The sequence below is a fragment of the Longicatena sp. genome, from assembly GCF_982403165.1.
Genome location: NZ_CEVYEL010000015.1, coordinates 43,154 through 55,657 on the forward strand (window position 1 = coordinate 43,154; position 12,504 = coordinate 55,657).

The following is a 12,504-nucleotide window of genomic DNA, read 5'->3' on the forward strand; positions in this document are numbered from 1 at the left end:
TTACTGGTGGTGCCATTAGGCTACATGAGGAAAAAGGAAGACGATTTCTGCGAACCTAGGTGTTAAAAACAGCCTATTTTCAAGGGAAATGAGAGAAAAAGATAGCATTACAAATTATGTGAAACTATGTGAAAATTAAAATTTGACCATCAAACTATTTACTTTTGAATATCAAAGTATTAAAATACGTTTGAATTTCAAAATATTGGAATTCACCTCGACAACAAAAACACTATTAATCTCCTAGTTGAAATGTTATCTAGTTTTTAATACTAAAACTATTGACAATTAAAACTAGGAGTGTTAATCTTTTAGCAGTTACAGAGTAACCAGGAGGAACAAAATATGTTTGAAAAAGTAAAAGAAGTATTAGTAGAAGCAATTAACGTCGATGAAGATATGATTACTATGGAAGCAAACCTGAAAGATGATTTAGGTATTGATTCTTTAGCAGCAGTAGAGCTTTCCTTAGAGCTGGAAACAGAATTTGATGTCCGCATTGAGGATGAAGAGCTTGCGAAATTGGTAAGTGTTGCTGATATCGTTAAATTACTGGAAAGCAAGCAATAAAACGCAAAGCCAAGATGACTTGGCTTTTTTAAAATCTATTCATGGGAGGTAAAGCATGAACACAGAAACGATAAAAGAAATCATCAAGATCTTTGAAGATTCCCAATTAGCAAAAATGGAACTTGAAGCAGATGATATGAAAATAAAAATGGAAAAGCCGACAGGAAAAGAAGTAACCTATGCGCCAACTACGACGCTTCCCTTAGCTCCACAGCCTAAGGAAGCACCTGTGCAAACAGCTGTACAAGAAGAAAAAAAGGCAGGTTATTGGGTGAAAGCACCGATTGTTGGAACATTTTACAGCAGTCGCGCAGCTGGCAGTACGCCATTTGTGGAAATCGGTCAGAAGGTGAAAAAAGGCGATGTTCTTTGTATTATTGAGGCGATGAAAGTAATGAATGAAATTCATTCGCCAATCGATGGTGTCATTGCGGAAATCTTAGTTACGAATGAGTCTATGGTGGAATTTGATCAAGAGCTGATTCGTATTGGAGAGGCCGCATGATTCGCAGAATATTAATTGCCAACCGTGGCGAAATTGCTGTTCGCATTATTCGTACATGTAAAGAGATGAACATTGAAACGGTTGCGGTGTATTCAACAGCGGATAAAGAAGCATTGCATGTGCAGCTGGCAGATTATGCTGTCTGTATCGGGAAAGCAAAAAGCGCTGACAGCTATTTAAATATGAAAAATATCTTAAGTGCAGCATGCATGACGGGCTGTGATGCCATTCATCCCGGCTTTGGTTTTTTGAGTGAAAATGCCAAGTTTGCCCGTTTGGTTCAGCAATGTGGTCTAATCTTTATCGGTCCTAGTCCGGATATCATTGATAAGATGGGAGATAAAAATCATGCCCGTCAAGTAATGATAAAGGCCGGTGTACCAGTGATTCCCGGCAGTAAGGATATCTTGAAAACCAGGGAAGATGCGTTAGCTATGGCAGAATCCATCGGTTATCCGGTATTGATCAAGGCAGCGAATGGTGGCGGTGGTCGTGGTATGCGCAGAGCCGATTGTGCAGAAGAGGTCATGGATGCCTATGAAACGGCAAGAGCTGAGGCAAAGGTCTGCTTTGGGGATGATGCGGTGTATATGGAAAAATTCATCGTTGAGCCCAAACATGTTGAAGTACAGCTGATGGGTGATCATTTTGGCAATGTTTTGCATTTGTATGAACGTGACTGTTCTTGCCAGCGGCGCAATCAAAAGCTATTGGAAGAAGCACAATGTCATACACTGGATGCGAACACACGAAATCATTTATTACAGGACGCTGTCAATGCCTGCAAAGCAGTTGGCTATGATAGTGTAGGAACGATAGAGTTTTTATTAGATGCACGTGGGCAGTATTATTTTATGGAAATGAATACCCGTATTCAGGTGGAACATACCATCTCCGAGGAAATCACGGGAATTGATCTTATCAAAATGCAAATTCGCATTGCCGAGCATCAAAAACTGCATATCAAACAAGAGGATATTCCTTGTCTTGGACATGCCATCGAATGCCGCATCAATGCGGAAAATATTAAAATGAATTTTGCGCCTAGTCCTGGAACTATCAAATTTATCAACTTTCCCCAAGGACGCAATGTACGTGTGGAAAGTGCCGTCTACAACGGTTATCAAATTCCTCCGTTTTATGATTCCATGATTGCCAAGATCATTACCTTTGCGCCAACTCGTTTAGAATGTATCAAACGTATGCGCATTGCCTTGGAAGAATTGATCATTGAAGGAGTCGAAACCAATATTGAATTTCAGTATCTGTTGCTGCATCATCCGACATTTGTCAGCGGCAAGTATGATACCGGTTTTATGGAAACATTCATAAAGGAGCTGAAAGAGGATGGAACAATTATTTAAAACACGCAAGATGCGCTTGGATTTATTCAAAAGCCGTCGCAGCAGTGATCAGAAACAGCCGATTGATGTTCCTGAGAATCTTTTTCGCAGTTGCAGCGAATGCAAAGAAAGCATTCCATTTGAGGATCTAATGCATAATTTATATGTTTGTCCGCATTGTGGAGCACATTTAAAACTAACTGCGCATGAACGCATACGGCAGATCGTCGATGAGGGTAGCTTTGTGGAAATGGATAAACGTATGACGTTACTTGAGGGAAGAACATTCCCTGGGTATGAGGAAAAGTTGGAGCGTTTACAAAAAAAGACTGGTTTATATGAAGCAGTGGTTACCGGTACGGCAAAATTAGGTGGTATCAAATGCGCACTAGCTATTATGGACAGCAATTTCTTTATGGGCAGCATGGGGCAGATCGTCGGAGAAAAGATTACCCGGTGTATCGAATATGCGACGAAGAAAAAACTGCCACTTATCATTTTTTGTACAAGTGGAGGAGCGCGTATGCAAGAAGGTATTTTATCTCTTGTGCAAATGGCAAAGACAAGTGCAGCGCTTGCTAAACATCATGAGGCAGGGTTATTGTACATCAGCTATCTGACGCATCCTACCACCGGAGGTGTATCTGCCAGCTTTGCGATGCTGGGAGATATTATTTTGGCAGAACCGAAATGTCTGATTGGATTTGCTGGAAAGCGGGTCATTGCCTCGACTGTTAATGAAGAGCTGCCAGCTGATTTCCAAACGGCTGAATTTGTGTTGGAAAAAGGTTTTATTGACCGTATCGTGGAACGCAAAGATTCACGCAATGTGTTGATCCAACTGCTGCGTCTTCATGAAAGGAGAGTTTCATGGGATTAAGAGAAAGTGAGGCAAAGATTGCCTCTTTAGAAGCCTCTTTAGCATCCTTAGAAAGCGAGGATATCTTGCAAAAAGAGGCGATTGTAAAACAAATAGAAGAAATACGCCAAACGGCGTATACACATATGGATGCCTGGGATAGTGTATATCTGGCTAGACATCCCAAACGGCCCAAAGCGAGTGATTATATCGCCAGGCTGTTTGATGATTTTATGGAATTGCATGGCGATCGTTTCTATGGAGATGATGGTGCCTGTCAAGGGGGCTTGGCAAGTTTTCATGGGATTCCGGTAACGGTCTTGGCACAAAGCAAGGGAAAAACGCTGGAAGAAAATATGAAGCGTAATTTTGGAATGCTGCAGCCGGAAGGGTATCGTAAGGCCTTGCGTCTGGCAAAACAGGCCGAAAAATTTCATCGCCCGATCATTACGCTGGTGGATACCAGTGGTGCTTATCCGGGAAAAGGAGCGGAAGAACGCGGACAGGCAGAAGCTATTGCGCAATGTCTGCAAGTATTTGCCGATCTGAAAACTCCCGTTATTGCCGTTGTCTTAAGTGAAGGAGGCAGTGGTGGTGCTTTGGCTTTCAGTGTTGCGGATCAGATCATGATGTTGGAACACGCGATTTATTCGGTACTATCTCCGGAAGGGTTTGCCAGCATTTTGTGGAAAGATGAAAAGCGGGCAGCAGAAGCAGCCAAAGTTATGGAATTACGAGCACAGGATTTAAAACGTAAGGGTGTAATCGATACGATCATCAAAGAACCTTTGGGCGGTGCTCATCATGATTTAGATTATGTTATTGCCCAATTGGATGAAGAATTGCTGAAACAGTTGGAGCGTTTAATGAAAAAGAAAGAAAAAACACTGTTAAGTGAACGATATGAGAAATTCAGAAGGATGGGACAATCCTATGAAGGGATGTAAAGTAAAAGGGCTTGGCTATGCCAAAGCCAAACGGAAGGTAACCAATGATGAGCTATCAACTTATGTTGATACAAATCATGAATGGATACAGACACGTACAGGTATTGAAAGCCGCTATATTTCAGAGGATGAAAATACGAGTGATTTAGGTGTGAGAGCCGCGAAAATGGCCTTGCAGGATGCGCAAATAGATCCGAAAGAGATTGATCTGATTATTACGGCGACCTTTACGCCGGATAAAACGACACCAAGCACTGCTTGTCTGATTCAATCCAAACTTGGGATGAAGGAGCAGGCGGTCATGGCGTTTGATATTAATGCAGCATGTTCTGGCTTTCTCTATGCCTTACAGACGGCACACAGCTTATTAGCGATGAATCAGGCAAAATGTGCTTTGATCATTGGTGCAGAGGTTATCAGTAAACAATTGGATTGGGAAGATCGCGCTACTTGTATTATCTTTGCGGATGGGGCAGGAGCCATGGTCTTAAAGCAGGAAGATACCGCTTGTCGAATGTTTCACTATGCGCGCAGCATGGGGGATGAGCAAGGCATTATTCACAGTGATGCTCCACTTCCTCGTAAATTATTTGAAAAACAGATATATACACCATCCCTTGTCCGCATGAATGGCAGTGAAACCTTTCGCTTTGCCGTAAAGGCCATGCAAGAAAGCATGGAAGCTGTATTGCAACAGGCTGGTGTTAAGATGGAGGAAATCGATTGGATCATTCCTCATCAGGCCAATTCGCGTATTATTGCGAATGTGTGTCGTCGCTGTCATATTGATATGGCTCATGTTTATATGAATATTGCGGAGTATGGGAATACATCTGCAGCCAGCATTCCTTTAGCCCTTGGGGAAATGAAGGAAAAAGGTCTGTTAAATGAAGGGATGAAATTAGTATTAAGTGGCTTTGGTGCAGGTTTTACTTGGGCCGGAGCTTATATTGAGTTATAGAAAAGGTTCGCAATGATACGATGTATCAGGAACAAAAGGAGAACAATCATGTTAATCAATGAACTCTTAGGTATTCGCTATCCGATCTTTCAAGGAGCGATGGCCAATATCGCGACAGCAGAATTTGCGGCTGCGGTATCCAATTGCGGTGGTTTAGGCATCATTGCCACCGGTGCGATGGATGAGGTGCAGACAAGAGCTGCTATCAAGAAATGCAAACAATTGACAAAGCAACCCTTTGGGGTCAATGTAATGCTGATGAATCCGCATACGGAGGCAATCATGCAGGTGATCATTGAAGAAAAGGTTGCTGTTGTGACAACCGGTGCGGGAAATCCCGGACCTTATATCGAAGGATTAAAAGCAAGTGGCTGTAAAGTCTTTCCTGTTGTTGCCAGTGTGGCTTTAGCACGCCGTTTAGCAAAAAGCGGTGTTGATGGACTGATCGCAGAAGGTGGCGAAAGTGGTGGTCATGTTGGTGAAACCACGACAATGTCATTAGTACCACAGGTCGTAAATGCTGTATCTATTCCAGTAATTGCAGCTGGTGGTATTGCCAGTGGGAAACAATTGAATGCAGCGCTAAGCTTAGGGGCAGTCGGCGTACAGGTAGGTACCTGTTTATTGGTGAGTGAAGAATGTCCAATTCATGAAAATTATAAAAAAGCGGTGCTGCGGGCAAAGGATCTGGATAGTGTCGTGACCGGGCGTAATGCGGGGGCACCGGTACGTATCTTGAAAAACCAGATGGCGATCCAATATCTGAAGCTGGAACATGAAAATGCGCCAAAGGAAGAATTGGAAAAACTGACCTTAGGCGGTTTGCGAAAAGCCGTATTTGATGGTGATGTGAAGCATGGTTCTGTCATGATGGGACAGGTTGCCGGTATGTGTAAGGAAATTCGTCCACTCAAAGACATTTTCGCTTCCTTGATCCAGGAAAGTCAGGAAGAAATCATTACATTAAACGAAAAAGTAAAGGGATTAATTTATGCAGAATAGGATTCTTTTCCATAATGGAAAAAGCTTAGAAGTACCTGTGATACAAGGTGGTATGGGAGTTGGTATTTCACTATCTTCCTTAGCCGGTGCTGTGATGAAGGAAGACGGCATGGGGGTTATCAGTGCAGCACACCCGGGATATCGTAAACCGGATTTCTGGGAAAACAGCATGATCTGTAATATTCAAGCCATGCATGAAGAAATTGCAAAGGCAAAAGAATGGGCACAGGGAAAGGGCTTATGTGGTGTAAATATCATGGTGGCAAGTAAAGATTATGAGTTTTATGTGAAAGCTGCCGTTGATGCTCAAGCGGATGCCATTATTTCCGGAGCAGGACTGCCAATGCATTTGCCAGCCATTGTTAAGGATGCGGATATTTTACTAGCACCAATCGTATCCAGTGGCAGAGCGGCAAAGCTGATTTTGAAGACCTGGGATCGCCATCATCATCGCCTGCCTGATTTTATCGTCATTGAAGGTTCTTTAGCAGGAGGTCATTTGGGCTTTAAGAAAGAAGATCTTATCACAAATAAGGCAGAGCCTTTAGAAAAAATCTTAGCCGATGTAAAAGCCCTTCTTCCTGAATTTGAAGAACGCTATCAGCGACAGGTACCGATTTTTGTAGCAGGGGGCATTTATGATGCGCAAGATATCCGCCACTTTTGTGATTTAGGAGCTGCCGGTGTACAAATGGGCACGCGTTTTATCGCCACACAGGAATGTGATGCATCGCCTGCTTTTAAAGAAGTGATTGTGCAAGCCCAAAAGGAAGATATCGAACTGGTGAAAAGTCCTGCTGGATTACCGGGAAGAGCGGTGATGACGGATTTTATGCGTCAGGTAAAAGAAAAGCGTATAGCGCCATCCCATTGTATTGGCTGTATGTTGCCATGTAAACCGGCAACAACGCCATATTGTATCAGTGAGGCATTGATTCATGCCGTACATGGTGAGGTAGAACAGGGCTTAGTATTTGCAGGAGCCAATGCGTGGCGTATTACGGAAATCGTCACAGTAAAACAATTGATGGATGAACTAAAAGCAGCTTTTATTTAGGTTCATTTATATACGAATGAGTTATGAGCGTATCATCTGCATTCTAAGCAGATGCATGCCATCATATACGTAAGGAGGACATTCATGAAAACAGCCTTTTTATTCTCTGGTCAGGGTGCTCAGCATCCCGGCATGGGAAAAGATTTATATGACAACTACGCTATCGTCAGAGCCATCTTTGACAGCAGTACTTTAGATTTCGATGTGAAACAACTTTGTTTTGAAGGTCCAAAGGAAACTTTGGATGATACACAATATGCTCAGCCTGCAATCTTCTTACACAGCATGGCTTGTGCAACGCTGCTACGTTCTTTTGGCGTTGAAGCAGATGTGTGCGCTGGCTTATCATTGGGAGAATACAGTGCCTTATGTTATGCGAATGCTTTCTCAATTGAAGATGGTACGAAGATCGTTGCTCAGCGAGGCAAGATCATGGCCAATGCACTGCCTTCAGGAATCAGCAGTATGGCGGCTATTCTGATGTTAGAAGAAGCGAAAATCTTACAGGCTTGTGAAGAAGTTAAGGCGTTGGGCGTATGTGAAATTGCCAATTATAATTGTCCGGGACAAATCGTAATCACCGGGCATAAAGCTGCCGTTGAAGCAGCAAGTAAGCGATGCTTAGAATTGGGAGCAAGACGCGTGATTCCTTTACAGGTCAGCGGGGCGTTTCATTCTTCCTTATTACTAGATGCGGCTAAAGAGTTGCGTAAGGTCTTAGCACAATACAATATTAAACAGCCATCCATTCCAGTGTATCACAATATATCGGGAAAACCAGAGAAGACCGATCTGAACACAATCTTAAGTAAACAAATTGCACATTCTGTCTATTTTACGCAGACGATTGAACATATGCTGGAAGATGGTGTAGATACCTTTATTGAAGTTGGTCCGGGAAAAGCTGTCAGTGGTTTTGTGAAAAAATGTTGCAAAGGGCATGACGTAAAAATCTTGCATGTCGAAGATGAGGCAAGCTTGAAGGAATGCCTTAATGCATTGAAAGGATAGTCATATGGAAAGAAAAACAGCATTTATCAGCGGTGCTTCCCGCGGTATCGGAGAAGCTATCGCTATCACCTTATCAAAGGAATACGATGTCATCATCAATTATGCCAACAGTGAAGCAGGCGCAAAAGCAGTCTTAGCCAAGCTTGATCCAAGCGGCAAACATAAGATGATGCAATGTGATGTTGCCAATGAACAGGATGTTAAGGAAATGATGGATACCATCGTGAAAGAATATGGACATCTGGATGTCGTTGTGAATAATGCCGGCATCACGAAAGATAATTTATTATTAAGAATGCGTGAAGAAGAATTTGATGATGTCATTCGCATTAATCTAAAAGGAACGTATAACTGTATCCGCCATGTGGCAAGGATCATGATGAAACAGCGTCATGGCAAGATCGTCAATATGGCAAGTGTTGTCGGTTTATGCGGCAATATCGGTCAGGTCAATTATGCGGCTAGTAAAGGCGGTGTTATTGCGATGACCAAAGCGGTAGCAAAAGAGCTGGCACCTAGAGGCATCAATGTCAATGCTGTAGCCCCTGGGTTTATCCAGACAGCGATGACCGATACATTAAGTGAAGACGTACAGGCGAATGCCAAAAACAATATACCGATGAAAAAATTCGGCAGTGTGCAGGATGTTGCCAACGTCGTGAAGTTTTTATGCAGTGAAGATAGTGATTATATAACAGGACAAGTCATCGCAGTTGATGGCGGGATGGTGATGTAAATGAAAAGAAGAGTTGTCATAACCGGAATGGGTGTTGTAAGCCCAATTGGAAATAACGTAGAAGAAGTATGGGATGCTTTGCAGGAAGGCCGTTGTGGCATTGGAAAGGTTACCCATTTTGATACAAGTGAGTTTCGTGCGAAACTTGCAGGTGAAGTCAAAGATTTAGATATGGAACAATATTTCACAAAACGTGAATTGAAGTTTAATGATCGTTTTACCCAGTTTGCGCGTATCGCCGCGAAACAGGCATATGCTGACAGCGGTTTGTCTGAAGATACGATCAAGGCCGATGCCTTTGGGGTAATCCTAGGAAGTGGTATTGGTGGTATTGCAACGATTGAAGGTGCAAGCACAACTTTGAAAGATCGCGGACCTAGTCGCGTTTCTCCTTATTTTATCCCAATGGCATTGATTAATCTGGCACCGGGAAGTGTAGCAATTGATCTGGGAGCGAAAGGGAATGTTTCCAGTGTGGTAACAGCTTGTGCAGCGAGTACCAATGCTATCGGAGAAGCCTTCCATCGTATTCGTGATGGCTATGAAGATATCATCGCAGCCGGAGGAAGTGAAGCGAGTATTACACCGGTTGCCATGGCAGGCTTTGCCTCTATGCGTGCCTTACACGAGGGGGAAGATCCAATGCGTGCCAGCATTCCATTTGATGCGCAGCGTAAAGGCTTTGTAATGGGAGAAGGTGCCGGTGTGCTGATTTTAGAAGAATTGGAACACGCCCTTGCCCGTAAAGCAAACATCTATGGTGAAATCGTAGGATATGGAAGTACTTGTGATGCCAATCATATCACGGCTCCATTGGCCGATGGCAGCAGTGCCGCAAAAGCTATGCAGATGGCAGTAAAAGATGCCGCTTTGCAAATGCAAGATGTTGATTATATCAATGCCCATGGTACTAGTACACCGCTGAATGATTCCAGTGAAACACTGGCAGTAAAGAAAGCTTTTGGTAAGGATGCTATGAAGCCATATGTATCCAGCACCAAATCAATGAGCGGTCATTTATTAGGTGCCAGCGGTGCTTTAGAAGCTATTATTTCCACATTGGCAGTACAAAACGACTTTGTGCCGGCAACGATTAATTACCAGCATAAGGATGAAGCTTGTGACTTGAATCTGGTGGTCAATGAAGGCCTGCATACACCTGTGCATGTGGCAATGTCTAATTCCTTAGGATTTGGCGGTCATAATGCCAGCATTATCATTCGAAAGTGGGAGGAATAAATATGTTATACAATAGCAACGATATCCAAAAGATCATTCCCCACCGTTATCCTTTTCTACTGGTGGATCGCATTGAGAGCATTGAGGGAAATAAAGTTGTAGGAAGTAAATGCATCAGCGCAAATGAGATGCAATTTCTAGGACACTTTCCCCAGAAGCACATTATGCCCGGGGTACTGATGCTGGAGGCTTTAGCACAAACCGTGGCGGTGATGTTGTTAAGCAAGGAAGAGAATAAAGGAAAAATTGGTTTATTTGCCGGTATCAACAAAGCACGCTTTAAACGTCAGGTTATTCCCGGGGACAAGCTGACCTTGACTTGTGAAGTCACGAAAGAGCGCATGGGAATCGTCTTTGTGAATGCTGTGGCAACCGTTGATGATGAAGTTGCAGTCAGTGGAGAACTGATGTTTGCCCTCGATGAAGCATGATTATCAGTTACAGCGTTTTGATAAGCTGGACAGTACGAATGATTGGCTGAAACGCAACTATGCATCGCAAATGGATGGCAGTGTCATCCTTGCCAAACAGCAGACAAAAGGAAGAGGACGTTTTGAGCGAACATGGGAAAGCAATGAAGATCTGACCTTTTCTATTCTTTATAAACAAGCTTTTCCTTACCCTATCATTTTTCCTTTAGCACTTGTCAAGGCGTTGGAAAGCTTTGGCATGCAAGCAATGATCAAATGGCCTAACGATATCTTACTAAATGGTAAAAAAGTTTGTGGTATCTTAATTGAAACAGTGTATGAAGGCAGTCAAAAAGCCGCCATGATCGTTGGCATTGGTATCAATGTTACACAAAAAAAAGGCGAGCTGGCAGATAAAGCAGGCTATGTTGCTGTAGATAAAGAAGAACTGCTGCAGGCTGTTTTAACCCAGTGTGAAAGATGCAGACAGCTTCCTTTAGAAACCCTTTTGCAAACCTACCAGAACTATCATGTATTAAAAGGTAGAAAAATATGGTTGGATGATGTATTATGGGAGGTAAAGGAAGTAACAAGTGAGGGCGGTTTACGCATCTGCACTGCACAGACTACACGTATTTTGTGCAGTGAAGAAATCTCCTTGTCAAATATCTATAAGGAGCGTAACTTATGATCTTAGGGATTGGTTGTGACATAGTAGAAATCAAACGTATTGAAGTGGCTTTACAAAAGGATCATGTAAAACGTATTTTAACACCCAAAGAACAGGCATGCTGTGAAGATATGCCTTTCTTACGTAAGGCAGAGTGGGTTGCCGGGCGCTTTGCCGCTAAAGAAGCTATCTATAAAGCAATTCACGCAATACATGCCTGCACACTTTGTGATATTGAAATTTTAAGTGATGACGATGGTGCGCCTTATTGTACGATGGAAGAATATGCTATACAAGTTTCCATCGCCCATGAAAAGGCGTATGCGATTGCCTATGCCATCGTGGAGTCTAAGGAGATTGATGATTGATGTTTATATTAGGTTGTTTACGTATGCTATATCTGGTACCTGCATCTTGGTTAGATGCCTTTCTGGTGCGTAAGAAGCCCTTTGAAGAACGCTATGCCCATATGAAAAAGTGGTCAAAACGGATCATCAAAGCATTCCATTGCCGTGTTTGTATTGATGCACAGGGGGCCATACCTCAAGAAGGACCCTTGCTGTTTGTATCAAATCATCAAAGTGCATTCGACATGCTGTTACAGATGTCAATCATTACAACACCTTTTACATTCATATCAAAAAAAGAAAATGAAAAGCTCCCTTATGTGGCAAATTGGGCAAAGACATTGGAATTAATCTATTTTGATCGTGAAGATCGTGCCAGTGCTATCCACATGTTAAGAGAAAGTGCCAGACAATTAAAAAGCGGTCGTAATCTGCTGATCTTTCCGGAAGGCACGCGTGCAAGAGATGGCAAACTGCTAGAGCTACAAGCCGGTTCTTTACAACCAGCCTTCATGGCAAAAGCCACCATTATTCCTATGGTATTGGTAAACTCTTATGACTTTAAGCATGTCTTATTACATGGGGCAACATTTCAGGTTAAGTTTTTAAAAGCAAGAAGCTATGAAGAATATCGCAAGGAAAAAGCAGAAGGACTTTGTACGATATTGCAAGAAGAAATGCAAGAAGCCTTACAGGAGGCTACATGTTAACAAAGCTTATGCAAAACAGAATGATAAACTAGAATAACAAAGTGATGAAGATGGGATAGACCATCTTTTTTGTTGTGTGGCAGGCATGCCACATATCTAGGGTGAAAATCCCTCGGGGCGTAGTTATCGACGAACCC

General features: G+C 42.7%; 15 protein-coding genes. All 15 read left to right on the plus strand.

From position 1 onward, the window contains the following. Positions 1–345: 345 nt before the first annotated feature. The 15 genes from AC1VS3_RS05095 (at position 346) to AC1VS3_RS05165 (ending at position 12,367) form a co-directional block, all read left to right on the plus strand. On the plus strand, positions 346–570 hold the full coding sequence (locus AC1VS3_RS05095) for an acyl carrier protein (protein ID WP_008687345.1): 225 nt from the start codon (positions 346–348) through the stop codon (positions 568–570). Between the two features lie 55 nt (positions 571–625). After that, on the plus strand, positions 626–1,075 hold the full coding sequence (accB, locus tag AC1VS3_RS05100; RefSeq protein ID WP_008687347.1) for an acetyl-CoA carboxylase biotin carboxyl carrier protein: 450 nt from the start codon (positions 626–628) through the stop codon (positions 1,073–1,075). Beyond that, a complete protein-coding gene (gene accC, locus AC1VS3_RS05105; RefSeq protein WP_008687349.1) occupies positions 1,072–2,439 on the plus strand; it encodes an acetyl-CoA carboxylase biotin carboxylase subunit in 1,368 nt (455 codons plus the stop codon). Before accB ends, accC begins: the two co-directional genes overlap by 4 nt. Continuing rightward, positions 2,423–3,298 carry an acetyl-CoA carboxylase, carboxyltransferase subunit beta gene (gene accD / locus AC1VS3_RS05110; RefSeq protein ID WP_008687351.1) on the plus strand — a complete coding sequence of 292 codons (876 nt, stop codon included), beginning with the start codon at positions 2,423–2,425 and terminating at the stop codon, positions 3,296–3,298. The genes accC and accD overlap by 17 nt, the downstream gene beginning before the upstream one ends. Further along, positions 3,289–4,224 (plus strand): acetyl-CoA carboxylase carboxyltransferase subunit alpha, encoded by a 936-nt coding sequence (locus AC1VS3_RS05115; protein ID WP_008687353.1) that lies wholly within the window; start codon positions 3,289–3,291, stop codon positions 4,222–4,224. The genes accD and AC1VS3_RS05115 overlap by 10 nt, the downstream gene beginning before the upstream one ends. Further along, positions 4,211–5,185: a beta-ketoacyl-ACP synthase III gene (locus AC1VS3_RS05120; RefSeq protein WP_008687355.1), complete on the plus strand. Its 975-nt coding sequence runs from the start codon at positions 4,211–4,213 to the stop codon at positions 5,183–5,185. The genes AC1VS3_RS05115 and AC1VS3_RS05120 overlap by 14 nt, the downstream gene beginning before the upstream one ends. Before the next feature lie 48 nt (positions 5,186–5,233). Beyond that, positions 5,234–6,187 (plus strand): nitronate monooxygenase, encoded by a 954-nt coding sequence (locus tag AC1VS3_RS05125; protein ID WP_008687357.1) that lies wholly within the window; start codon positions 5,234–5,236, stop codon positions 6,185–6,187. Continuing rightward, positions 6,177–7,244 carry an NAD(P)H-dependent flavin oxidoreductase gene (locus AC1VS3_RS05130; RefSeq protein WP_008687359.1) on the plus strand — a complete coding sequence of 356 codons (1,068 nt, stop codon included), beginning with the start codon at positions 6,177–6,179 and terminating at the stop codon, positions 7,242–7,244. The genes AC1VS3_RS05125 and AC1VS3_RS05130 overlap by 11 nt, the downstream gene beginning before the upstream one ends. Positions 7,245–7,328: 84 nt before the next feature. Next, positions 7,329–8,255 carry an ACP S-malonyltransferase gene (gene fabD / locus AC1VS3_RS05135; RefSeq protein WP_008687361.1) on the plus strand — a complete coding sequence of 309 codons (927 nt, stop codon included), beginning with the start codon at positions 7,329–7,331 and terminating at the stop codon, positions 8,253–8,255. Positions 8,256–8,259: 4 nt separating this feature from the next. After that, positions 8,260–8,991, plus strand: coding sequence for a 3-oxoacyl-[acyl-carrier-protein] reductase (fabG, locus tag AC1VS3_RS05140; RefSeq protein WP_008687363.1), 732 nt, complete (start codon positions 8,260–8,262; stop codon positions 8,989–8,991). Next, entirely contained in the window at positions 8,992–10,230 is a 1,239-nt protein-coding gene (fabF, locus tag AC1VS3_RS05145; RefSeq protein WP_008687365.1) for a beta-ketoacyl-ACP synthase II, read from the plus strand. A 2-nt stretch (positions 10,231–10,232) separates the two neighbouring features. Next, the gene (gene fabZ, locus AC1VS3_RS05150; RefSeq protein WP_008687366.1) at positions 10,233–10,661 is read left to right on the plus strand and encodes a 3-hydroxyacyl-ACP dehydratase FabZ; all 429 of its coding nucleotides are present in this window, start codon (positions 10,233–10,235) and stop codon (positions 10,659–10,661) included. After that, positions 10,651–11,331, plus strand: coding sequence for a biotin--[acetyl-CoA-carboxylase] ligase (locus AC1VS3_RS05155; RefSeq protein WP_017144700.1), 681 nt, complete (start codon positions 10,651–10,653; stop codon positions 11,329–11,331). Before fabZ ends, AC1VS3_RS05155 begins: the two co-directional genes overlap by 11 nt. Continuing rightward, positions 11,328–11,678: a holo-ACP synthase gene (gene acpS, locus AC1VS3_RS05160; RefSeq protein WP_008687370.1), complete on the plus strand. Its 351-nt coding sequence runs from the start codon at positions 11,328–11,330 to the stop codon at positions 11,676–11,678. Before AC1VS3_RS05155 ends, acpS begins: the two co-directional genes overlap by 4 nt. Continuing rightward, the gene (locus tag AC1VS3_RS05165) at positions 11,678–12,367 is read left to right on the plus strand and encodes a lysophospholipid acyltransferase family protein (protein ID WP_008687372.1); all 690 of its coding nucleotides are present in this window, start codon (positions 11,678–11,680) and stop codon (positions 12,365–12,367) included. The genes acpS and AC1VS3_RS05165 overlap by 1 nt, the downstream gene beginning before the upstream one ends. Positions 12,368–12,504: the final 137 nt, after the last annotated feature.

Coding starts and splice junctions, on each gene's coding strand:
- AC1VS3_RS05095 (WP_008687345.1), top strand. CDS start 346: ATGTTTGAAAAAGTAAAAGAAGTATTAGTAGAAGCAATTAACGTCGAT.
- accB (WP_008687347.1), top strand. CDS start 626: ATGAACACAGAAACGATAAAAGAAATCATCAAGATCTTTGAAGATTCC.
- accC (WP_008687349.1), top strand. CDS start 1,072: ATGATTCGCAGAATATTAATTGCCAACCGTGGCGAAATTGCTGTTCGC.
- accD (WP_008687351.1), top strand. CDS start 2,423: ATGGAACAATTATTTAAAACACGCAAGATGCGCTTGGATTTATTCAAA.
- AC1VS3_RS05115 (WP_008687353.1), top strand. CDS start 3,289: ATGGGATTAAGAGAAAGTGAGGCAAAGATTGCCTCTTTAGAAGCCTCT.
- AC1VS3_RS05120 (WP_008687355.1), top strand. CDS start 4,211: ATGAAGGGATGTAAAGTAAAAGGGCTTGGCTATGCCAAAGCCAAACGG.
- AC1VS3_RS05125 (WP_008687357.1), top strand. CDS start 5,234: ATGTTAATCAATGAACTCTTAGGTATTCGCTATCCGATCTTTCAAGGA.
- AC1VS3_RS05130 (WP_008687359.1), top strand. CDS start 6,177: ATGCAGAATAGGATTCTTTTCCATAATGGAAAAAGCTTAGAAGTACCT.
- fabD (WP_008687361.1), top strand. CDS start 7,329: ATGAAAACAGCCTTTTTATTCTCTGGTCAGGGTGCTCAGCATCCCGGC.
- fabG (WP_008687363.1), top strand. CDS start 8,260: ATGGAAAGAAAAACAGCATTTATCAGCGGTGCTTCCCGCGGTATCGGA.
- fabF (WP_008687365.1), top strand. CDS start 8,992: ATGAAAAGAAGAGTTGTCATAACCGGAATGGGTGTTGTAAGCCCAATT.
- fabZ (WP_008687366.1), top strand. CDS start 10,233: ATGTTATACAATAGCAACGATATCCAAAAGATCATTCCCCACCGTTAT.
- AC1VS3_RS05155 (WP_017144700.1), top strand. CDS start 10,651: ATGAAGCATGATTATCAGTTACAGCGTTTTGATAAGCTGGACAGTACG.
- acpS (WP_008687370.1), top strand. CDS start 11,328: ATGATCTTAGGGATTGGTTGTGACATAGTAGAAATCAAACGTATTGAA.
- AC1VS3_RS05165 (WP_008687372.1), top strand. CDS start 11,678: ATGTTTATATTAGGTTGTTTACGTATGCTATATCTGGTACCTGCATCT.